This is a genomic window from Streptosporangium sp. NPDC049644 (genome assembly GCF_040675205.1).
Lineage (GTDB): Bacteria > Actinomycetota > Actinomycetes > Streptosporangiales > Streptosporangiaceae > Streptosporangium > Streptosporangium fukuiense.
The window spans coordinates 1-20797 of the sequence record NZ_JBFAOJ010000106.1; the positions used below are offsets into that span (position 1 = coordinate 1).

Below are 20797 nucleotides of genomic sequence, written 5' to 3' on the forward strand. Positions count from 1 at the left end.
GTGTCGGAGCCACTGAGCGACTATCAGCGCTGGTCGTACAGCATCGCTCATCAGATGGTGGAAGCCGGCGAGGACATCCGCTGGGTTCCTCGCCGTCTGGTCTCGTCGATCCCCTTGCCGGGCAACGACTTCTACCTGTTCGACGATCGCCTGGTGGTGTTCCTCCACTACGCCGGGAACGGCCTGGGAAGAGCGAAGGTGACCTCCACCGATCCAGGCGACATGGCGCTGTGCAAGAGCGCTTTCGAGACCGTCTGGAAGTTCGCGATTCCGCACAGTGAGTACCCGCCAACCTAGCCCCGCCCAGCGGGCCGCCGAAGCTCTCGGACAGCGCCTTCGTGAGATTCGTACGGGCGCCGACCTCACCGGCCGCGCCCTGGCGGCCGACGCGGGCTGACACTACACCAAGGTCAGCCGCATGGAGCACGGCGGCAAAACCCCTACCGAGGAAGAGCTCCGGGTCTGGTGCCGGATCTGCGACACCGAGGACCAGATCCCGGATCTGATCGCCACCGTACGGTCGATCCACTCCATGTACCAGGAGTTCCGGCGTCAGACGCACGCCTTCGGTCACCTCGCGAGCGTCGCCCTCTACGGGAAGGCCGCGCGCCAGATCATCACTTCGGTTGCCGAGGAGCTATCCTCCGCGAAATAGCGCAACATTCTGCAACTTCCTGGATGCGGGGGCGACCATCGGCACCGTGACCGTGGGGTTGCGTTCGGGCTGTTACTTGGTGTCCTAGGGAAGCTCTCGACGGTCGGCCAGCGGGCTGCCGCGACTTCCTTCTGAGCGTCATCCATGTACGCCGCCGTCCGACCGATGCGCGCGACCACGGGTGAAGCCGGGCGCGAGACCGCGTTCTCCCCGAGCCGGATCATCGGTCTTCGTGACTGGCTGCCTCCGTGACTCTCTTCCTTCGTGAGTCGTTGTTCCACTGGTCATCTGGGCCTCCTACGGTCCTGACATGATCCGTAGGCTTCTGGCCGCGGCGCTGGCGGTCCTCGCGACCGGCACCGTCGCCGTTGTGCTGCAACAACCCGAACCCGCGACCGCCGAGCCCCGCGGCCGCGAACCCATCATCGTCGGCCACCGGGGCGCCAGCGCGCACCGGCCCGAGCACACCCTGCTCTCGTACGAGGCCGCGATCGCGCTCGGCGCCGACTACATCGAGCCCGACCTGGTCGCGACCAAGGACCACGTGCTGGTCGCCAGGCACGAGAACGAGATCGGCGGCACCACGGACGTCGAGAACCACCCCGAGTTCGCGGGGCGCCGTACGACCAAGACCATCGACGGCGTCTCGATCACCGGCTGGTTCACCGAGGATTTCACGCTCGCCGAGCTGAAGACGCTCAGGGCCGAGGAGCGCATCCCCGACCTGCGCCCGGACAACACCGCCTTCAACGGCCTCGCGGAGATTCCGACCTTCGACGAGGTCGTCGCGCTCGCCAAGCGGAGCGGGGTCGGGGTCTACCCCGAGACCAAGCACCCGAGCTACTTCGACTCCATCGGCCTCTCCCTGGAGGAGCCGCTGCTGGAGGTGCTCGGCCGGCACGGCTGGCGCGGGAGCCGGGACCCGGTCTTCATCCAGTCCTTCGAGACCGCCAACCTACGCGAGTTGAGCAAGAAGACCAGGCTGCCGCTGGCCCAGCTGATCAACGCCGCCGGTGCCCCGTACGACTGGATCGCGGCCGGAGACCCGCGTACCTACGACACCATGGTCACTCCTGCGGGGCTGCGCGATGTGGCGAGTTACGCGGACGGCGTCGGTGCCGACACCAGGCGGATCGTGCCCGTCGGCCCCGACGGCCGCCTCCTGCAGCCCTCCCTGCTCATCCGGGACGCCCACCGGGCCGGCCTGATGGTCCACACCTGGACCATCAGGAACGAGAACTCGCAGCTCCCGGTGGACTTCCGGTTCGGGAACCCGGTGAGCCCGGCCTTCCCGCGAGCCACCGGCAACGTGATGGGCTGGCTGGAGAAGCTCTACTCCCTCGGCGTCGACGGCGTCTTCGCCGACGACCCGGGCATGGCCAACGCCGTCAGGGAGCGCGTCTTCTAGGACCAGCGCCGTTCGGTCAGGAGCAGCGGAGCTGTCGTGGAAGAGGTCTGTCACTCCAAGACATCCTCACCACGGGAGCTCCGTTCTCTCCCGGCTCCCCTTCCAGTAGCCGGAACGGGCGGCCGGCATCCGGTTACCGTTGCTCCGCATGACGCATACCGAGATCGAGATCACCGCGGAGCTGGTGCGGGATCTGCTGCGCGACCAGCACCCCGACCTGGCCGATTGCCCGGTGCGGCTCGGCGCGCGTGGCTGGGACAACCAGATCGGAGACGCCGGCGTCCACGGCCGCCCAGGTGGCAAGCCCACCTGGGGCCCACCCGCGCACGCCGCACTGCGACGCCTCATCGCAACGACCCATCGCTGATCAACCGCTCCCCACGCGCTCAAGTGGTTGTCGCGCCTGCGGTAGGGCGGTGAAATGTCGGGTCGAGGTGGCGACGAGGAGTCCGAGTGCGGCGTAGGCTGCGCCGAGCAGGCTGGCGGCCGACCATCCCGCGGCGCTGTAGGCCCAGGTGGTGGTGATCGCACCGAGCGCGGAGCCGAGGGAGTAGAAGGCCATGTAGGCGCCGATGACGCTGCTGCTCTGGTCGGGGCGGGCGGTGGTGAGCAGGTGCTGGCTGCTGACGTGAACGGCTTGCACGGCGAAGTCCAGGGCGATGACGCCGACGATCAACAGCCACAGCGATGACCCCGCTTGAGCGATCAGCAGCCACGAGGCTATGAGCAGGGCCAGCGACCAGCCGGTGACCGAGGGCGCCAGGCCCCGATCGGCCCATCGGCCGGCTCGGGCCGCGCCCAGAGCCCCGGTGAGACCGGCGAGTCCGAACAGTCCGATCTCGGTAGTGCCGAAGTGCCACGGCGCGTCGCCGAGCGGGAGCGCCAGTCCGCTCCACAACGTGCCGAAGGAGGCGAACAGGAAGAACGCGACCAGTCCCCGACTGAGGAAGAGCCTGTCGCCGACGACCAGACGACCCAGCGATGACAGCAACTGCCCATACCGGGCTCGGGGGCGGCGGATGTCGGCCTCAAGGGTGAATCGGGCGGCGAGCGCGAGCATCGCGCAAAGCCCGGCGATTACGAGGTAGACCATGCGCCAGTCGGTCAGCTCGCCCAGTGCGCCCGCGACCACCCGCACTCCGAGGATCCCGATGACCACGCCCGAGGTGACCGCTCCGATGTTGCGGCCACGCTCGCCGGTCGGTGAGACGGCGGCGACGTAGGCCACCGTGATCTGGACGACCACGGCGAACAGTCCGGCCAGGGCCAGGCCCGCGACCGCGATGCCACCACTGGGTGCGGCGGCGGCCACCCCCGCACCTGCTGCTGTGAGCAGCAAGTGCACCGTGATGAGTCTGCGGCGGTCGAACAGGTCACCGAGCGGGACCAGCAGCACCAGCCCCGCGAGATAGCCGATCTGGCCGGCGGCGACCAGCCACCCCAGTTCTCCTTCCTCCAACCCGAGGTCCTCACCCGCGGCCTCGAGGACCGGCTGGATGCCGTAGATGGTCGACACCGCCACCGCGCACACCAGCGCGAGCACGGCCCGCTGCCTCCCGGTCAATCCTGGCGACACATCGTCCTCCGGTGAGTTTCAAAATGCAACCTATTTGAGGCTAGGGCATACTGGTTTCAGATTGCAACTCATCATGGAGGGGGCCGGTGGACGTCACACTCGCTGCGGGAAGTGCTTGGACCGACCCGGCCTGCCCGGTCGCACGGACCGTCGACCTGATAGGCGACCGGTGGAGCCTGCTGATCATCCGCGATGCGATGGACGGGGCGACGGCCTTCACCGAGTTTCATCAGCGGCTGGGGATCGCCCGTAACATCCTCACCGACCGGCTCCGCAAACTCGTCGAGCACGGCATCCTTGACAAGAGCGCCGCCACCGACGGCAGACGACACACGTACCGGCTCACCGAAGCCGGTCAGGACCTCTTCACGGCCGTCGTCGCCCTCCGCCAATGGGGCGAGCGCCACGCCTTCGCCTCAGGCGAGCCGCACTCCATTCTCGTCGACGACCAAGGGCGGGAGCTTCCCGAACTCCACCCGCTCGGCCAAGACGGCGCGCCGCTCTCCGCCGGGACATCGCACGTTCGGAAGACCGCCTGAGCCCAGCTGCGCCAGAATCCGTCCCGTCGGCCTTGCAATCGATGCCCCTCTACCAGCGCCGAGTCTGCGGCCGACTCGCCTGCCTGTAGCCGCGAAGCGTCGCTCCGGACCTACTCAAGGGCCAGCGCCCTGCGGCCGAAGACAGGTCCTCAAAGCCCTCACCGATCCCAACGCGTTCCCGCCCAACCGCGACCGAGGAGGGCACGGCCATCACCGACAGCGACGATCAACTTGCTGGGAACGACTCACTATGAGTTAGTTATTGATGTCTGGTGGTGAGTGCTGGAATTCGATGTCGCTGATCTGGGTCAGCAGGTCCTGGGCGTTTCTGGCTTCGATGGGGCCGGGGGTGTTGGGGAGCCAGACAGGGAAGGCCTAGTAACGACGGGCCCAGCGGCGCCAGAGGATGACCCACCCCGGATGGTGGGCTTCCAGGTCGCGTGCCAGGTCGGTGGCATTGTCAGTGTTCGCTGCGGGTTCCGTGGCAGGGAGGTCGGTACGTACGAGGTCTGCTCCGCGACGGCGGTGGCCTTTGGGGTTTGCCGGTGCGGTCATGGGAACCGGTGCTTTCCGTGGTGGTGGGGGTGGGGGAGGCCGGCGTCCTGGACAAGGGGGGACAGGTCCGTGGACGCCGGCCTTTTGTACGGTCCACGCGCGGCCGGGGAGCCATTGGCGCGGACCGGCTCCGGGGTCAGCGGGGATCGGGGGACGGTCCCGGCTGTCCGGAGGTCGGGGAGGTCAGGGCTGGGTGGGCAGGTCGAACCAGACGCCGGTGCCGAGTTGGCCGGTGCCGCAGAGGCGGGTCCATTGGGTGCCGCAGCGGCCGTGGGTGAGTTCGGTGACGATGCGCAGGCCCCGGCCGCCGAGTTCGAGGTCGTCGAGGCGTTCGGGCAGGGGGAGTGGGCGGTGCAGGAGGTGTTCTATGAGGGTGGTTCCGGCCCCGGCGTCGACGACCTCGACCCTGACCGGCAGGCCGTGGTCGTGCAGGAGACGCAGTTCGTAGGGGCCGGGGGCGTAGCGGGTGGCGTTGGTGACCAGTTCGGAGACCACGATCTCCAGCTCATCGAGCACGCCGGCGGTCAGCGGCAGCTTGGCCAGCTGATCGCGGAACAGCTCCCGGGCCCGCCGGGCCGCGTTACCGGGCGGCAGGCACCAGGCGGTCATCCGGAAGCGGTTGTGGGGTCTGCCGTGCTCGCCGGGGTCCGGGACGGGAACGTGCTCGATGAGCATCGTCGCTCCTAACGGGTGGAACTGGGGGCAGTCCTGCGATCAGGTCGGCAGATGCTCGGCGGGCTCGCTTGGTTTCGCCCCGGTGGGAAAGCCTGAGGTCAACGCTGCTTCCAGGACCGGCGGCGCACATGGGACGTCTCCACGAAGGCGTACAGACAAAGCCAGCGGTCGTGTCTTTCTGTGACTGCGCGAACACTGCTCGCTGTCACGCCTCGATGATGCAGTGCAGGCCGCTCCTCGGGCAAGTCATTCCTAGAAGAAAGTCTTTCCTCTAGAGAGGATGGCGTTTCCTCAAGCTGTCCCGAGCACTACGCTCCCCACGAGGAAGGAGGTGACCATGCCCGTCGAACCCACTCCGCGACGTCGGCGTCTGGGCGCGGAACTCAGGCGCGTCCGCGAAGCCCTCGGCTGGACCCAGGAGGAAGCGGCCAGCCACCTCGGATACCAGTCCCTCTCAACGGTCAGCAAGATCGAGAATGGACTGCAGGGGCTCAAGATCCAGCAGCTTCCGCACTTCTTCGAGGTCTTCGGCATCACCGACCCCGCCCTGCGGGAAGAACTCCGCGACCTCGTACGCCGGGCCGGCGAAGCCGACTGGTGGCAGCGCTACGAAGGCGTGGTTGACGACCCCCTCGGCGACTACCTCTCCCAGGTGGAGAGCGCCAGCGGCCTGTTCGTCTTCAACCCCCTCGCCGTTCACGGACTGCTCCAGACATCCGGGTACGCCCGCGCGGTGACCGAAGGCAGCAGAGTCTGGAAGACGCCAGAAGACATCGACCATTTTGTGGCGCTACGGCTGGAACATCAGCGCACCATGCTGGAGCGCCGATCCCCACTGAAGATCTGGACGGTGCTCCCCGAAGGGCTGCTGCGCCAGGAAGTCGGCGGACGGTCCTGCATGCGCGCCCAGGTCGAGCACCTGATCCACCTCGCCCGCACCAACCCCACCGTCACGATCCAGGTCCTGCCGTTCTCCGCCGGAGCGCACGCGGGAATGGACGGCCCCTTCATGCTCATGTCCTTTCCCACGGGTCGGGACCTCGTGTGCATCGAGTCCCTGCGCGCCTCTCTGCACCTGAACGAGCCCGAGACCGTCGAGCTCTACCGAACCGCCAGCGACCTGCTGAAGTCCGACGCCCTGTCGCCGAAGGCATCACTCCCCCTTCTCACCACGATCGCCAAGGACCTCGCATGAACAAGGACACCCTCGACCCCGAATGGATCGAAGCCCAACTCCACGACGCCCGCTGGCACACCAGCAGCCTCAGCAGCGGCGGCACCAACTGCGTCCAGGTCGCCTTCCTGGACCGGGGCATCGTGGCCCTGCGCGACTCCAAGAACCCGGAGAAGGCCCCGCACCTGTTCACCGACGCCGAGTACGACGCCTTCACCGGTGGCATCGAACGCGGGGAACTCCGACGCCCCTGAGCGCGCGAACTCATTTGAACGAAATGACTGACCGCGATCCTCGTGTCACCGTCGCTGTTTCGGACATCTACGCACGAGCTGGATGCCGCTTCCCGGATGGCGAGGTTCGCTGTTTCGTCAACATCAGTCTTCTGATGAGACGGAGCGACTCAAAGCAGGTCACGTACATGCTGGATGAACGTGAACCACTCGCCTTGCCGGGTGCTGCTGTGCTTGTTGCGCTTCAGGGTCAGTTCCAGGGTCTTCCTGAGGGGGACCGGCGACTGCATGATGGCCTCGTTCCGTTGTGCGAGTCTGAACATCTCCTGTTCCGTGGGGAGTCGGTTGCTCTTCTGGCCGTTGCATCCCGCGTGGGTGGGAGCCAGGTTCCAGACCGCGTCCAGGTCGGGTGTCGTCCCCTTGCCATCGGTGGGAAGAAGCCTCCTGAACGAGAGGGGGAACACGTGGTCGACGGCGACGCTGTCGATGCCCAGCGCGATGGGGTCCGTGCAGATCAGGCAGAGGCCACGTTGGAAGCCGATGACCGCGTCGGTGACGCCGGCGACCGATCGGCGGCGTTGCCGGTCGGTGATCTGCAGGGTGGCCATGTCCACGACGACACCCTCACGGATCAGGCTCTGGCCGATCCCGACGGCGAAGGACGTCTCCACGATGCTCCAGCGGGCTGACAGCTCGCCCCGCAGAGTCGCGGCCTGCTCCGACTGGGCGATGTCGCGGAGTTCCCTGCTCAGCCGGACGACCTGCTCGGGGGAGCGTCCGGTCAACTCGTAGAAGCGATGCGGCACCTTCGCTCCGCCGCTGGGCAGGTTGTGGAACTTCTGCATCACCATTCCGGGCATGCTCCGGATGGCCGCCGCCAGCAGTTCCTCGGTGGGGCTGCCGGTTCTGAGCGACTCGGCGGCCTCTCGCTCGGCCACCGAGAGGAAGTCCGACTCTCCCCGCTCCGCGCGCAGGCGCATCTGCGGTGCCTGGCCGAGATGCCGTACCAGTCCCATCGCGTACGGCACCGCCAGGTCCCGGAGCAGGATCTCCGACCGGCCTTCGGCGGCGGCGTCCAGGAGGGCGGTGCCGAGGGCGAACTTGTAGGTACGGGTGTTCGCCCCCACCAGTACGGCCATGCGCCACGAGGAGCGTGGGCTCTGTTCCCAGTGAGAGAAATCCATCCGCCGCCACCCTTGGTGTGTATGTGCCGAAATACAGGCCATTTTCACCGCTCGTACCGGGGAACGCGCACGGCGGAGGAGCCCGGTAGCCTCTGGGCTTTCCGAAGGAAGCCGTATGTGCGCGAAGGGGCAGTCTGACGTGGGGAAACTCGTGCGGGACAGGATTCCGGAGATCATTCGGGAGCACGGCGGGGAGCCGGTGGTGACCGTGCTCGGAGAGGCGGACTACCGCACGGCGCTGCTGGAGAAGCTGTTCGAGGAGTCGGCGGAGCTGCGCGAGGCTTCGGTGACCGAGGTGGCGGAGGAGATCGCCGACGTACTCGAAGTGCTGCGGGCCATCGCCACGGTGCACGGGCACGAGTGGGCGGACATCGAGAAGGTCGCGGAGGCCAAACGAGCCGAGCGGGGTGCCTTCCTCGAACGCGTTTATCTCGAAGGGTGACGGTAGTCGGGGCGATCTAACGCGGTCCTCCGGAGTCCGGCGAATGATCAAAAATGGGTTGATCTTCTCGGTAGGGTGAGCGCAGGTGCCGGTTCGAAACCGAGCCGTTCTGCGCGGGGGCTGTAGCGCAGTTGGCCGTCGCGCTTTCTCCCACAGGGGAATTCGAATCCAGTCGGCCCACCCCCCGGGAGGATGACGTGGACTCCGAGACCGTCTGGACGGTCCTGCGAGCGCTCGGCGAGGCCAGGCGGCTCCCGCTGGACGATCCGGATCGCAGGTGGATCGCGCACGCGGCGCTCGCACTGGTCCGTGACGGGCAGCGGCGCCGCAGGCAGGAGCGTGATCATGCCGCGAAGGAGGCCGACGCCGCGGTGCTGGCGGCGACCGCGATGGGCAGTCCGGACCGGGTGATCGACGCTCCCCTCTCGGAGAGACCGGTGGGCGAGCCGGCCGGAGAGCTGCGCAGGGCACGACGTTGCTACGTCTGCAAGGAGCACTTCACCCGGGTGGGCAGCCTGTATCACCTGCTCTGTCCCTCGTGCGCGGCATTCAACACCGCGCGCCGTACGGCCCGTGCCGATCTGTCGGGGCGGCGGGCGCTGGTCACCGGGGGACGGACGAAGATAGGGCACCAGCTCGCGCTGAAGATGCTCCGCGACGGCGCCCATGTCACGGTGACCACCCGTTTTCCGGCCGACGCGGTCAGCAGGTTCGCCGAAAGCGGTGACTGGGGCGGGCGCCTGGCGGTCGTGGGGATCGATCTGTGCGACCCTCGCCAGGTCATCGCGCTCTGCGACCGGTTCCTGGCGGCCGGGGATCCGCTGGACATCCTGGTCAACAATGCCGCGCAGACCCTGCGCCGGCCGCCGTCGGCCTACGCCGCGTTGGTCGAGGGGGAGCGGGCCGGGCTTCCGCCGGGGGCGTCGGCGGTGCCGGGGTTCACGCCGGGCCCTACGGTGCGACTCTCCGGTGACGGGAACCGGGGTCCGTCGGGCCTTCCGATGCCGCCTTCCGATGAGGGCTGGGGTCTGCCGAGTCTTTCGCTGCCGTCTCCAAGTGACGGGCTCCGGGATCTGTCGGGCCTTCCGGTGCCGTCAGGTGACGGGGCTTGGGATCTGCCAGGGCTTCCTGTATCCCCTTTCGGGGATGAGACCCGGGGTCTACTGGTCTCGACTTCCGTGGACGAGGCCGAGCGACTGTCGGTCTCGCCTTCTGGGGATGTGAATCCGGGGCTGCCGGACGCGTCCGGCCTGCTGCCGGATATGTCGGCGCATAACTCCTGGTCGGCCCGGATCGGTGAGGTGGACCCGGCCGAGCTGCTGGAGGTCCAGCTCATCAACGCGGTCGCGCCGTTCCTGCTGATCGACCGGCTGCTGCCGTTGCTGCTGGCCGCGCCCTTCCCGCGCCGGTACATCGTGAACGTGTCGGCGGTGGAGGGACAGTTCGCGGTGCCGGACAAGACCGGCCGTCACCCGCACACCAACATGGCCAAGGCCGGACTGAACATGCTGACCCGTACCAGCGCCGCCGATCTGGCGCGGCAGGGTGTGTACATGTGCAGCGTGGACACCGGCTGGATCACCGACGAGAACCCGGTGCCGGTGCGGGAGTGGCTCGATCGCCGGACGCCGCTGGACGTCATCGACGGTGCCGCGCGGGTCTACGACCCGATCGTGCGCGGCGAGGCGGGCGACCCGGTGCACGGCGTCTTCCTCAAGGACTACACGGAGGCACCGTGGTAGGCGAGCCGCACGGCCTCGACGGGTTGCTCGCGTGGCCGCATACCGGGTGGCCGGCGACCCGCCGTACCGTTGCTCGCAGGGGGCCGGGTTCGATTACCTTGTGGGCCGAGGCCAGGGCGCATCCGCTCGGTCAAGCCGAGGCCGCCGCCCGCAGGGCCGACACCAGCAGGTGACCCGGGTATTCGCGCAGCCGAGGGTAGGCGCCTGTGTGGTAGCAGCTCCAGTAGCTGATCACCCGCTGTCCCGTCAGTGTCAGGAAGTCCGGATTGTCGGCGAAGAATCGCCCGTAGGCGGTGCGGACGGCGGAGCCGGGCCTGCCGAGATCATCAAGCACGCGGTGGACATCCTCTACGATCTCCACGACGTACTCTCCGATCAGTCGCGCCACGTACGGGATGACCCACGGCTCCAGTGAGCCGATGATCTGAGCGAGGTGGCGCTGCCGGACGAACCCGTCATGGTGACGGGTGTAGAGGCAGTGCAGGATCACCCGCTGGACGGGGGACAGTGCACTGAGCGCCTCGGAGGTGGCTTCGGGATGGTAGATCCGCTCGGGAACGGCGAAGCGGTCCTCGCCGACGGTGACCTCAAAGGACGTCGCCGAGCAGTGTCCGGCGATCGGCATGACCCCGACAGCAGTGCGAACGTCGTCGGCCAGTGCGAGGGGGAAGGCGCACGTGAGGGAGTCATTGAGTCCGCCGGCCGGTTCCGGCTGCCACGGTTCGGCGCCGGCCGGCCACCGGTAGTGGGCGTCGGGGAGGTTCTCCTCGTTGTCGGTGCCGTCTCCCAGTGTCACCAGGGTGAAGCCGTGTCGTTCGTAGAAGCGGCGGGCGCCGGTGTTCTGTTGGAACACGTGCAGGTCGAGCGGGCCGGGCCGTACCTTTCTGACCTGGGCGAGCAGGGCTGAGCCGATGCCGTGGCCCTGGGCCTCCGGCGCGACGTACAGGTGTTCCAGCCACTGGCCGTCCAGTGCGGCGAACCCGGTGACCTGGCCGTGCAGTTCGGCCACCCAGGTCTCCTGGCGGGCGACCACGACCCCGGCGATCCAGGCCCTGGTCTCCTCGTCGGTGTGCAGGCACGGCAGGTAGGTCATCTGGCCACGCGCGGCCAGGAAGACGTCCGCGATCCGCTCCGCGTCACCGTGCCATGCCCGGCGTACGAGAGGCAGCGCGTCGTGTGCCATGAGCTCGGCCATCTTGTGCAGCCGAAGGAAATAGGTGAACGCCCCGGAGACGGGCGAACGGTAGTCGAACCGTACGGCACGCAGGTCGGCCAGGCAGGACCGCAGGATGTCCCGATGGTCGGGATGCAGGGCTCCGTCCCGGCGCAGGTAGGTCTGCACGCAGTCCGCGACGGTCGAGTCCAGCGTGACCAGGGATGGCACCTCCGGGAAGGGCGGTCGCTGGCGCTGGGTCCACAGGGTCTGGACCGTTCGGTGCATCGCCTCGTGCGCGTCAGGGCCCGGCCAGCGCCAGCCGTGCCGGTATCGGTGCTCGTCGGCGGCCAGGGTGCGGCGATCATGTTTCTCGCTCGTGCGGCGCAGCGCGAACGCCGCCATCTCCGCCAGCCGGGCTTCCCGGCTGGTCTCCAGGATGTCCAGCGCGCGGAGCAGGGCGGTCTCGTCCTTCCGTACCCGTCCGGCGCGGCCGGTGACGTAGTCCCAGGTCGCGTGGTATCCGATGGGCATGTAACGCTCGACCGCGTATCTGAGGGAGACGTAGCGCAGGCCATACGGCAGATCCTGATTCCGGACCTGGCGCGCGTAGGTGCCGAAGCTCATGAGGCCGCTCGGACGGCTCTGTGGGCGTTCACCTTCTCGAACATCGTCATACAGTGACATGTCCGGATATGAACGAGCCATCGGATATCGCGGCATCCTTTGATGTCAGCGCAGGCCGAGTGTTTGGTGTGGCCGTGGGGCGTGAGCGCGAACGGTGTGCCGAGCGGGCGCGCGAGGTGATGGCGGTCGAGTGCCCACGGCCGGTGGCGCGTGGCCACTCGCTCGTCAAGGACCGGCCCGCACCTCCGTCCTGGGGGAAAACCGGTCGCCGCCCGAGGTGGTCTGCTTCTACGCTCAATGACCATGACTGTCGAGTGGGCTCCGCTGAGCAAGGCCGATGTCGAGGCGTGGGCGGAGTTGCTGGTGGCGATCGACGAGGTCGATCAGGTCGGGGGGCGAGAGGACGCGGACGACCTCGCCGAGGAGCTCGTCAACCCGCTGCTCGATCCCGTCGCGGGCACGCTGGGGGCGTGGGAGTCCGGCCGGCTGGTCGCGTACGGGGTGATCATGGCTCGGGCCGCGGCCGAGCCGGTGCATCGGATGAGTTTCTGGGGCGGGGTGCGTCCGGAGTATCGGCGCCGGGGGCTGGGGGGTCACCTGCTGGAGTGGGCGATCGGCAACGCCCCGGTGCTGCACGAGCGGCGGTTCCCCGGGCGGCCGCTCGAACTCCACGTCGAGGTGGACAGTCGCAACGAGGGCCTGCGGGCGCTGGTCGCCGGGGCCGGGATGGAGCCGGCCCGGTGGTTCTACGGGATGGCCCTCGACCTGGGCACCGAGCTGCCGGAGGTCTCGCTACCCGATGGGCTCCAGATTGTCACCTACCGGGACGAGCTGGAGGATGCCGTCCGGGAGGTGCGTAACCGCTCGTTCGTCGACCACTGGGGGAGTGTCCAGCACACCGCGGAGTCCTGGCGGAACACCGTCGTCGGGGTGAAGGTGTTCCGGCCGGAGGGGTCGTTCGTCGCGCTGGACGCGTCGGGGCAGAGCGTGGGCGTGCTGCTCACCCACTACTTCGAGGCCGACACCGAGGCGACCGGGGTCCGTGAGGCGTGGATCCAGATCATCGGCACCCTGCGCGAGTGGCGCGGGCGCGGGGTGGCGAGCGCGCTGCTCGCGCACGCGCTGCGCGAGTTCCGCGCGCAGGGGTACGACAAGGCCGGGCTGGGGGTCGACGCCGACAACCCGACCGGGGCTTTCGGCATCTACACCCGCACCGGGTTCGAGATCGCGCACCGGACGGTCGCCTACGGGCTCCCGCTGGTTTCCTAGTGCGAGGAAGCACGGATCCGCCCCGGCCCAGGAGGCCGGGGCGGCCGCCCTGACAGGCTCGGGGGTGCGCCTTCCGTTGAGGAAAGGTCACTCACATGGGAGACCGAGTTGGGCGCGCAACTCTGACTGGTCGAAGTAGAGGCGCAGGCTCACGATGAGCCCGTTCTCAATCGTGCAGACGTAGCAGCAGCGTACCGACACGGGGCGGCCCGTCGCCGTGATCACTCGGCCATCGGGCAACGTGTACGGTCCCGTATGGGTGCCCACCATCAACAGCTCGTCAATCGCCACATCGTCGACGTCGAACGACTCCATGATCACTGCGTGAACGTCCGGAAAGGCCTCCCAGAACTGTTCCAGGTATGAGGCGAGTTCTTCGTGCCCTTGGGACAGGCCTTCCGGACTGACGGTCACCCCGATCGGACTGACGGTGCGCAGCAGCGCATCCATGTCATGGGCGTTGAACGCGGCGGTGTACCTGTTACGTACTTTCCGGGCATCGGTCATGGTGTCGCTCCCCTCGCCGCGAGTGGATGCGTACGACGCGGCGTTTTCTCCTCAGGCCGGCCGCCTCTTAAGGGAGGCCTGCCATGTAGATTGCCGCGACGACTGGGGCGAACACCTCAGTGAAGGGTGCGAACGCGCGGCCGAAGACCTGAGGCTGTCAGGGCGGTCTGCCCAGCCCCTGGGCCGGCCGGACCCGTGCTTCCGAAGGAACATCGCATTAGAGATCCCGGCAGTACATGATCATGTCGCGGCCCTGCACGGTCGGGTGGTGAGCGTTACTTCAGGCGCTTCTCCACCGGATCGGCCGGTACTTCGGGTCACGCGTCGACCTGGTACGGCCGTGGGCCGGCCGCACCGGGAGGGGAGATCAGCGCTTCCCGCGAGTGGGGAGCATGTCGTCGGCGGGGAGGGGCGGCGGGGTGGGGCTGTTGACGGTGACGCCGTCCGACAACCCGGCCCAGCGTTCGAGCGTCGCGATCGCCGCGGCACGATCGGCAGGGCTCAGCCAGGAGATGTTCGCGCTGTGGCCGATACGGGGGGCGACATACAGATGGGAGTCGTTCTGGCTGGGTGTGAACCGCTCCGCGCTCCACGGGTCGTTCTCGCCGTAGATGAACATCATCCGGCTTGACTCCTTACGCACCCAGCGGTCCACGTCGAGCATCGGTTTCGGGTCGTGCTTGGGGCGCAGTTCGGGAGGGAGCACCGAGTTGGGCTGGTACAGCTTGGGGTACCTGGTCAGGTGGCGCAGGTGCGCGAACTTCAGCTCGGGCCAGCCGAGCTGGCTCGCCGCCTGGTAGTAGTACGGGATGTAGCGCGCGATGCCCTGATCCGTGTGGAACGAGAAGTCGGCGAGGTCGTCGATCCAGTCGTAGATCTCGTCGTCGGAGGCGGTGGTGGCCGGCACCTCCGAGCAGTCGGTCCCCCAGGAGTAATGCCAGAACACCCAGGCCGTGTCGAGGACCGTCAGCTCGAACGACCGGTCGGGGGTGCCCAGTGACCTTCTGAAGGTGAGCCCGTCGAGCGCGGCGGCCCTCACCAGCTTCGGAACCAGCCGCTTGCGCCGCTTGAGCGCCTCGATCTGCACGTTCTCCAACGCGGTACGGCAGGCCCGGGTGGCCACGTTCGCGAAGAAGTCGTCGTAGGCGCGGTCGGACGGGTTGACCCGGTCGTTCGGCGTGACGTAGGCCACGACGCCGTCCACGTCGTCGGGGTAGAACCGCCGGTGGTAGACCGAGGCCATGCCTCCCTTGCTCGCGCCGGTCTGGATCCACTTCCCCGTGTAGATCGTCTTGAGTGCCTCGACGATCCGGTGCTCGTCGTCGGCCTCCTGCCGGATGTCGAGCTTCTTCCAGTCCATCGGGTCCGGCCGGGAGGCCCGGAAGAAGCGGTGCTCCACCGAGACCTGGTTGGCGTCCAGCAGCCGGGTCGGCTCGGTCTGGGAGGGACGGGGGGTGATCGGCAGACTGTACCCGCCGGTGGAGAGCACGGTCGGTGCGTCGGCGGACCGGTGCAGCAGGGTGAGCCGCTGCTGGTATGTGCCCCTGCCAGGATCACGATGGTCGACCGGCTGGGTGAGCCGCAGGACGAAGAACCGGTAGCCGATCGACCGGGTCTGCGATACCACGGTCAGCCCGGGGATGGCCGTGAGCTTGCCGAGGAGCTCGTCCTCGACCGCCGCAGCGGAGGACACGGGGGCGGGTTCCGCCGCTGCGGGGGTGACTCCGGCCATGCAGGCCGATCCGGCGGTGAGGACCGCCAGCATGAGGGCGGAAGGTGCTCGCACTGATATGTCTCCTTCTGACACATAAGGTGTTGAAAGAGGCTATCGATCATGTTTTGTCGGTGGTGTTCCTCGGTTCCAGCGTTACGGAAGTGTTCGTGATGGCCGGCTGTGGACGGCCGTACGCGGCGTGGCTGGAACGCCTGCCAGACCAGGGGGAGTCCTGGCGACCCCCTGAGACATGAGGGCGGGGACGCCCCTGTGGGCCGTCCCCGCCGGTCACGCGTGTCAGTTGTGGTCGTGCTCGTACATGCCCTTCTCCGGGATGGTGCTGGAGACCACGGCCTCGTAGGACTTGCCGCGGGGGTTGGGGCGGGGGTCGACGAGGCCGGCGCACTGGCCGCTGCCGGTGACCTGGTTGGACACCCCGGCGTTGGACGGCGCGGGCGTGTTGCCGCGGCAGGAGAGCGCGCCGCGGACGCCGGTGCCCGCCATCACGAGCGCGTCGACGGTGGTGTTGTCGTTCAGCACCGCCGCGCCCCTGAGGTCGGCGCCGGCGACGATCAGCCGGCCGGTGGTGCCGGAGATCGAGACCGCTCCGTTGACCTGGGCCTTGAGCAGGTGCACCTCGGCGGCGCCGGTCGCGGTGACGGCCCCGTTGATCGTGCCGCCGGTCACCACCAGGGACGCGCCCGAGGAGACGGTCACCCCGCCGTTGATCCGGGCGTCGTTCAGGCAGGTGACGCCGGAGCGGGCGACGAGGGTCCCGTTCCTGGTGCCGGTGACCGTGGCGGTGCAGGCGGGCGGCGCCGCGAGGGTGGTGACCGTGAAGCTCCTGGCCGGGCCGTGGTTGCCGCTGGGGTCGATCGAGCGGTACTCGACGGTGTGCCTGCCGCGCGGCAGCTTGCCGAACGTGAGGCTGTCGATGACGGTGCCGCTCTCGCTGAACGTCCACGGCAGGTCGGCGGAGGTCGGCCAGCCGAAGTAGTTGAACCAGCCGTCGCCGTCCACCCGGGACTCGCTCACCACGTAGCCGTCCTGGTCGTCGTCGCCGGTGAGCCTCATGGTGAAGGGGCCGTTGTAGACGTGGACGTCGCCGGAGGCGACCAGCGGCTCGGAGAGTTCGTAGCCGGTGGTGGGCGGTGTGTTGTCGACGGTCCAGGACCGGGTGTCGCCGCCGGAGGTGGCGGTGAGGGTGTGGTTGCCGGGGGTGAGGGTGAGCGCGCCCAGGTCCAGGTCCCCGTCGCTGTCGTCGAGCCGTGTGCCGTCCAGCGTCCAGGTGACGGCGGGGACGCCGTCGTCGGGGTGGGTGGTCTCGACGTAGACCACCTCGTCGTGGCCGACGGCCTGGTTGGTGGGTGTGGAGGAGAGCAGGCCGGCGCCGACCTCGGCGGGGACGGTGGTCACGGTCGTGTCCACGGTCCAGGTGCGGGTCGCGGTGAGGGCGCCGGAGCGAATGGCCGGGTCCCGTACGAAGTCGGTCGGGTCGGTGACGGTCGCCTTCACCGTGTGGGTGCCGGCCGGCAGGTTCAGCGTGCGGAGGTCGAGCGCGGTGCCCTCACCCGGCAGTTCGGTGCCGTCGACGCTCCAGACGGTGGTCAGCGAGTGGCTGTTGGGGTGCAGCGGTTCCACCCAGAGCACCCGGTCGGCGCCGACCGGCGACGTGGTGGGCGTGCCGTCCTGGATGAGGCCGGTCTTGGCGGAGATCCTCTGGGTCATGACCTCGCGGCTGACCTGGTCGTAGTAGTAGCCCAGCGTCCTCATGATGGAGTGCTCGCTGGGCCGCCAGACGCCTTTGCCGAAGTACAGGCCGCCCTCGTGGCGGCCGATGGTGCCGCCCGCCTCGCTGGGCTCGCCCAGCCAGCGCCACCACTTCTTCCGCTGGTCGGCGATCTGCTGCTCGGTCAGCAGGGTGTGGTGTACGGAGCCGGGCTCGGCTCCGGTGTAGGTACCGCCCTCCACGCCGCGCGTGTAGTAGGTGTACTCGTCCTGCAGGCCGCCCAGCGAGTGGCCTATCTCGTGCGGTGCGATGAGGGCCGACATCGAGTTGTGGCCCGAGGAGGTGGCGTAGGCGCCGCCCGCTCCGCCGTAGGTCCCGCTGTTGCCCAGGGCCAGGATCTGCCGGTTGGCGCTGCTGGTCCCGGTCACCAGGTTGGCGTACGAGTTGGCCGCCGAGTTGCTCATGGTGATCAGGCGCTGGACGCTGGCGGGGTTGCAACCGCCCCAGAAGGCCATGCTCAGCGGGGTGTTCTTCTTCCCCGAGGCCAGGTCGGGGTCACAGCCGATGCCGGACTCGCCGGAGACGATGTCCACCCGGTAGACGTTGAAGTAGTTGCGGTAGGACTTGTACGGCTCGATGGACCACATCACATTGAGCTGCTGGTCGGTGTCGGCGGCGAACGCGGACTGCTCGCTCTCGGTGTAGCCGTCACCCATGATGATCAGATTGAACCGCTTGGCCGGGGCTCCGGTGACCTGGAGCGGCACCACGGTGGCGCTGCCGACGGCGGCGTCGGCGGCGTTGGCGGGTGCTCCGGGAGTGAGCAGGGCGGCGGTCATCGAGACGGCCGCCAAGGCGGTGAGCGGCCTGGTGATACGCATGGCGGGGGGAACCTCCAGGGGGGTGACCGGGGCGTCGACGCCTCGGGTACCTGTTTTCAAAATTTGCGGGCTCATTCGGTGGAGCGCCCGGGGCCGGGCTCCACCGGAAGTTCCCGGCAGGGCCGAGAACCGGCCGCACCGGGAGGGCGATCAGCGCTCCCCGCGAGGGGGGAGCATGTCGTCTTCGGGGAGGGGCGGCACCGCGCGGTTGTTGACGGTGATGCTGTCGGACACCCCGGCCCAGCGCCTGAGCGTCGCCGTCGCCGCGTCACGGTCGGCGGGGCTCAGCTGGGAGATGTTCGCGCCGTGGTTGGCGCCGGGGGCGACGTACAGATGGGAGTCCTTCCGGCTGGGCGTGAACCGCTCCGCGCTCCATGGGTCGTTCTCGCCGTAGATGAACATCATCTGGCTCGCGTCCTTGCGCACCCAGTGGTCCACGTCGAGCATCGGCTTCGGGTCGTGCCCGGTGCGCAGGCCGGCGGGGAGCACCGAGTTGGGCTGGTACAGCTTGGGGTATCTGGCCACGCCGCGCAGGTGCGCGAACTTCAGGTCGGGCCAGCCGAGCTGCTTCGCGGCCTGGTAGTAGTACGGGACGTAGTACGACATGCCCTGGTCGGTGTAGAACGAGAAGCCCGCGACGTTGTCGATCCACCGGTAGATCTCGTCGTCGGAGGCGGTGGCGGCCGGCACGTCCGCGCAGTCGGACACCCTGGAGTACTGCCAGAACGCCCAGACCGCGTCGAGGACCGTCATCTCGAACGAGCGGTCCGCGGTGCCCAGGGAGTCGTCGAAGGTGAGCCCGTCGCGGGCGGCGGTCGCCTCCAGCTTCGGAACCAGCCGCTCGCGCCGCCTGAGCGCCTCGGCCTGCACGTTGTTCAGCGCGGTACGGCAGGCCCGGTCGGCCACGTTCGCGAAGAAGTCGTCGTAGGTGTGGTCGGACGGGTTGACCCGGTCGTTCGGCGCGACGTAGGCCACCACGCCGTCCACGTCACCGGGGTAGAACCGCCGGTGGTAGACCGAGGTCATGCCGCCCTTGCTCGCGCCGGTCTGGATCCACTTCCCCGAGTAGACCGTCTTGAGCGCCTCGACGATCCGGTGCTCGTCACTGGCCTCCTGCCAGAGGTCGAGCGTCTTCCAGTCCGCCGGGTCCGGGCGGGAGTTCCGGAAGAACCGGTGCTCCACCGAGACCTGGTTGGCGGCGAGCAGCCGGGTCGGCTCGGTCTGGGAGGCGCCGGGGTTGGCCGGCAGGCCGTACCCGCCGGTGTGGAGCACGACCGGCGCGTCGGCGGACCGGTGCAGCAGGGTGAATCGCTGCTGGTACGTGCCCCTGCCCGGGTGGCGGTGGTCGATCGGCTGGGTGAGGCGCAGGACGAAGAACCGGTAGCCGGTCGGCCGGGTCTCCGAGACCACGGTCAGCCCGGGGATGGTGGTGAGCTTGCCGAGAAGTTCGTCCTCGACCGCCGCGGCGAGAGAGGCGAGGCCGGGTTCCGCCGCGGCGGCGGGGGTGACCCCGGCCACGCCGATCGAGCCGGCGGTGAGGGCCGCCAGCATGAGGGCGGGAAGTGTGCGCACTGATATGTCTCCTTCTGGCACACGAAGTGTCGAAGGAGGCTATCGATCATGCTTTGTCAGTGGTAGTCCTGATTTCCATCATTCTGGTGTTATGGGAGTGTCTGTGGTGATTGGTCGGGGCCGATCACGACTTCGTGTACAGGGCCTGCCAGTAGTAGCTCCACGGGGTCCCCCAGCCGTCCGCGACGAGTCGCCAGTCGTCGCCGGGCTGGTACACCTCGACGAAACGCTCGGACTGCGCCCGGACCGCCTCGCTGTCGTGCACGTCGATGATCTCGCGGAGCAGGCCGGATTCGAGGGCCTGCTGGACCACGGCCTGCCCCTCGTAGTGCCCGTCCAGGTCCGGGTCCAGGTACTTGCCGACCGGGTTCTTCGTGTAGAAGCGGGTGGCGACGCCGTCGATGAGGGAGAGGTAGTTCCTGACCGTGTCCGCGGGCATCTCGGCGAACGAGTCGATGTTGACGCACAGGTCGAAGGGCTCGCCGCCGGTGAGATCCTCCACCTCGTCGATCCCCAGGAACCTGATCTTCTCGAACTGCTCACCGTCCAGCACGGCGCGCAGGTACTCGCGGGAGAGCCTCAGGCAGTTCTCCAGGTCGATGATGTGGTATTCCGCGACATCGTGGTTCGACAGGATGGCGTGGCAGGACCGGCCGTACCCGGCGCCGATCTCCAGGATCCGCGCGCCGTCCAGTTTCACGGACCGTGCCATGAAATCGAGTTCGAGAACCGCCTGCAGATAGTCCAGGCAGATCGGCTCACCTTTCAGGGTGACCGCGATGGGCTCTCCCAGCTGGCGGTTCCTGATTCGGAGCAGGCGCTCCCAGTTCTCCGGCGACAACTGGAGGCCAAGATTATGGATGAGCGTCTTCAGATATCTCCGGCCATTGACCTCTGGATTCCAGAGCGCGAGCTTGTAGTTCACCCGGCTGGATTTGAAACGGCTCAGATCGGGGGTCTCCGCCAGTGCGAGATTGGTCTCGTTAATGTGCGCCCACTGACTGCTCTGGCCATATTTATGACTCATCTGTCTGCTCTTTCCTGGAGCTCGGCGATTCAAGGTCCGCAGGGCGCCGCACCCACGTCCGCACGAGTATCGCGCACCGGACCGGCTCGCGCCTAGATCACTTCTCCGGCTCTCCCGGGGCCGGGAATCCGGGCG

Annotated in this window: 18 protein-coding genes and 1 pseudogene; 10 read left to right on the top strand and 9 right to left on the bottom strand. The window is 68.2% G+C overall.

Annotation, left to right across the window (positions count from 1 at the left end; translation table 11 throughout):
- From AB0J58_RS37325 to AB0J58_RS37340, 4 genes and pseudogenes are all read left to right on the top strand, one after another.
- Positions 1 to 297, top strand: a 297-nt coding sequence (locus AB0J58_RS37325) for a DUF6879 family protein (RefSeq protein WP_364224740.1), incomplete at its 5' end; no start/stop codon positions are given.
- 121 nt (positions 298 to 418) lie between these two features.
- Positions 419 to 655, top strand: a complete 237-nt coding sequence (locus AB0J58_RS37330; RefSeq protein ID WP_364224742.1) for a hypothetical protein — start codon at positions 419 to 421, stop codon at positions 653 to 655.
- Positions 656 to 965: 310 nt separating this feature from the next.
- On the top strand, positions 966 to 2063 hold the full coding sequence (locus AB0J58_RS37335; RefSeq protein ID WP_364224744.1) for a glycerophosphodiester phosphodiesterase: 1098 nt from the start codon (positions 966 to 968) through the stop codon (positions 2061 to 2063).
- Between the two features lie 148 nt (positions 2064 to 2211).
- Positions 2212 to 2331 (top strand): annotated as a pseudogene (locus tag AB0J58_RS37340) (aminoglycoside phosphotransferase); the annotation flags it as partial.
- Between the two features lie 99 nt (positions 2332 to 2430).
- On the opposite strand, the gene AB0J58_RS37345 reads toward AB0J58_RS37340, so the two are convergent.
- Positions 2431 to 3639, bottom strand: coding sequence for an MFS transporter (locus AB0J58_RS37345; protein ID WP_364224746.1), 1209 nt, complete (start codon positions 3637 to 3639; stop codon positions 2431 to 2433).
- 86 nt (positions 3640 to 3725) lie between these two features.
- On the opposite strand from AB0J58_RS37345, the gene AB0J58_RS37350 reads away from it, so the two are divergent.
- A complete protein-coding gene (locus AB0J58_RS37350) occupies positions 3726 to 4178 on the top strand; it encodes a helix-turn-helix domain-containing protein (RefSeq protein ID WP_364224748.1) in 453 nt (150 codons plus the stop codon).
- Positions 4179 to 4916: 738 nt separating this feature from the next.
- On the opposite strand, the gene AB0J58_RS37355 is transcribed toward AB0J58_RS37350, so the two are convergent.
- On the bottom strand, positions 4917 to 5408 hold the full coding sequence (locus AB0J58_RS37355) for an ATP-binding protein (protein WP_364224750.1): 492 nt from the start codon (positions 5406 to 5408) through the stop codon (positions 4917 to 4919).
- A 337-nt stretch (positions 5409 to 5745) separates the two neighbouring features.
- Between AB0J58_RS37355 and AB0J58_RS37360 the strand changes: the two genes are divergently transcribed.
- On the top strand, positions 5746 to 6603 hold the full coding sequence (locus tag AB0J58_RS37360) for a helix-turn-helix transcriptional regulator (RefSeq protein ID WP_364224752.1): 858 nt from the start codon (positions 5746 to 5748) through the stop codon (positions 6601 to 6603).
- The gene (locus AB0J58_RS37365; RefSeq protein WP_364224754.1) at positions 6600 to 6836 is read left to right on the top strand and encodes a DUF397 domain-containing protein; all 237 of its coding nucleotides are present in this window, start codon (positions 6600 to 6602) and stop codon (positions 6834 to 6836) included. Before AB0J58_RS37360 ends, AB0J58_RS37365 begins: the two co-directional genes overlap by 4 nt.
- Before the next feature lie 149 nt (positions 6837 to 6985).
- On the opposite strand, the gene AB0J58_RS37370 is transcribed toward AB0J58_RS37365, so the two are convergent.
- The gene (locus tag AB0J58_RS37370; protein ID WP_364224756.1) at positions 6986 to 7999 is read right to left on the bottom strand and encodes a hypothetical protein; all 1014 of its coding nucleotides are present in this window, start codon (positions 7997 to 7999) and stop codon (positions 6986 to 6988) included.
- Positions 8000 to 8138: 139 nt separating this feature from the next.
- On the opposite strand from AB0J58_RS37370, the gene AB0J58_RS37375 reads away from it, so the two are divergent.
- Together AB0J58_RS37375 and AB0J58_RS37380 are read left to right on the top strand one after the other, a co-directional pair.
- Positions 8139 to 8441, top strand: coding sequence for a nucleoside triphosphate pyrophosphohydrolase (locus tag AB0J58_RS37375; RefSeq protein ID WP_364224758.1), 303 nt, complete (start codon positions 8139 to 8141; stop codon positions 8439 to 8441).
- A 197-nt stretch (positions 8442 to 8638) separates the two neighbouring features.
- Positions 8639 to 10183 carry an SDR family NAD(P)-dependent oxidoreductase gene (locus AB0J58_RS37380; RefSeq protein ID WP_364224760.1) on the top strand — a complete coding sequence of 515 codons (1545 nt, stop codon included), beginning with the start codon at positions 8639 to 8641 and terminating at the stop codon, positions 10181 to 10183.
- A gap of 130 nt (positions 10184 to 10313) precedes the next feature.
- Here AB0J58_RS37380 and AB0J58_RS37385 read toward each other — a convergent pair whose 3' ends face one another.
- The gene (locus AB0J58_RS37385) at positions 10314 to 11963 is read right to left on the bottom strand and encodes a GNAT family N-acetyltransferase (RefSeq protein ID WP_364224762.1); all 1650 of its coding nucleotides are present in this window, start codon (positions 11961 to 11963) and stop codon (positions 10314 to 10316) included.
- A 303-nt stretch (positions 11964 to 12266) separates the two neighbouring features.
- On the opposite strand from AB0J58_RS37385, the gene AB0J58_RS37390 reads away from it, so the two are divergent.
- Positions 12267 to 13232, top strand: coding sequence for a GNAT family N-acetyltransferase (locus tag AB0J58_RS37390; protein WP_364224764.1), 966 nt, complete (start codon positions 12267 to 12269; stop codon positions 13230 to 13232).
- 87 nt (positions 13233 to 13319) lie between these two features.
- On the opposite strand, the gene AB0J58_RS37395 is transcribed toward AB0J58_RS37390, so the two are convergent.
- The 5 genes from AB0J58_RS37395 to AB0J58_RS37415 all read right to left on the bottom strand — a co-directional run bounded on the left by AB0J58_RS37395 (position 13320) and on the right by AB0J58_RS37415 (position 20662).
- Positions 13320 to 13739, bottom strand: coding sequence for an ester cyclase (locus AB0J58_RS37395; RefSeq protein ID WP_364224766.1), 420 nt, complete (start codon positions 13737 to 13739; stop codon positions 13320 to 13322).
- A gap of 367 nt (positions 13740 to 14106) precedes the next feature.
- A complete protein-coding gene (locus AB0J58_RS37400; RefSeq protein WP_364224768.1) occupies positions 14107 to 15525 on the bottom strand; it encodes a S28 family serine protease in 1419 nt (472 codons plus the stop codon).
- Positions 15526 to 15750: 225 nt separating this feature from the next.
- Complete coding sequence (locus AB0J58_RS37405) at positions 15751 to 18063, bottom strand: M64 family metallopeptidase (RefSeq protein ID WP_364224770.1); 2313 nt, start codon at positions 18061 to 18063, stop codon at positions 15751 to 15753.
- Positions 18064 to 18213: 150 nt separating this feature from the next.
- Positions 18214 to 19635, bottom strand: a complete 1422-nt coding sequence (locus AB0J58_RS37410; RefSeq protein WP_364224772.1) for a S28 family serine protease — start codon at positions 19633 to 19635, stop codon at positions 18214 to 18216.
- 124 nt (positions 19636 to 19759) lie between these two features.
- Positions 19760 to 20662: a putative sugar O-methyltransferase gene (locus tag AB0J58_RS37415; protein WP_364224774.1), complete on the bottom strand. Its 903-nt coding sequence runs from the start codon at positions 20660 to 20662 to the stop codon at positions 19760 to 19762.
- Positions 20663 to 20797: the final 135 nt, after the last annotated feature.

Excerpts from the sequence above, each read along its gene's own strand:
- AB0J58_RS37385 (WP_364224762.1), bottom strand. The coding sequence starts at position 11,963 with ATGAGCTTCGGCACCTACGCGCGCCAGGTCCGGAATCAGGATCTGCCG.
- AB0J58_RS37355 (WP_364224750.1), bottom strand. The coding sequence starts at position 5,408 with ATGCTCATCGAGCACGTTCCCGTCCCGGACCCCGGCGAGCACGGCAGA.
- AB0J58_RS37335 (WP_364224744.1), top strand. The coding sequence starts at position 966 with ATGATCCGTAGGCTTCTGGCCGCGGCGCTGGCGGTCCTCGCGACCGGC.
- AB0J58_RS37330 (WP_364224742.1), top strand. The coding sequence starts at position 419 with ATGGAGCACGGCGGCAAAACCCCTACCGAGGAAGAGCTCCGGGTCTGG.
- AB0J58_RS37405 (WP_364224770.1), bottom strand. The coding sequence starts at position 18,063 with ATGCGTATCACCAGGCCGCTCACCGCCTTGGCGGCCGTCTCGATGACC.
- AB0J58_RS37390 (WP_364224764.1), top strand. The coding sequence starts at position 12,267 with ATGACTGTCGAGTGGGCTCCGCTGAGCAAGGCCGATGTCGAGGCGTGG.
- AB0J58_RS37415 (WP_364224774.1), bottom strand. The coding sequence starts at position 20,662 with ATGAGTCATAAATATGGCCAGAGCAGTCAGTGGGCGCACATTAACGAG.
- AB0J58_RS37365 (WP_364224754.1), top strand. The coding sequence starts at position 6,600 with ATGAACAAGGACACCCTCGACCCCGAATGGATCGAAGCCCAACTCCAC.
- AB0J58_RS37370 (WP_364224756.1), bottom strand. The coding sequence starts at position 7,999 with ATGGATTTCTCTCACTGGGAACAGAGCCCACGCTCCTCGTGGCGCATG.
- AB0J58_RS37360 (WP_364224752.1), top strand. The coding sequence starts at position 5,746 with ATGCCCGTCGAACCCACTCCGCGACGTCGGCGTCTGGGCGCGGAACTC.
- AB0J58_RS37395 (WP_364224766.1), bottom strand. The coding sequence starts at position 13,739 with ATGACCGATGCCCGGAAAGTACGTAACAGGTACACCGCCGCGTTCAAC.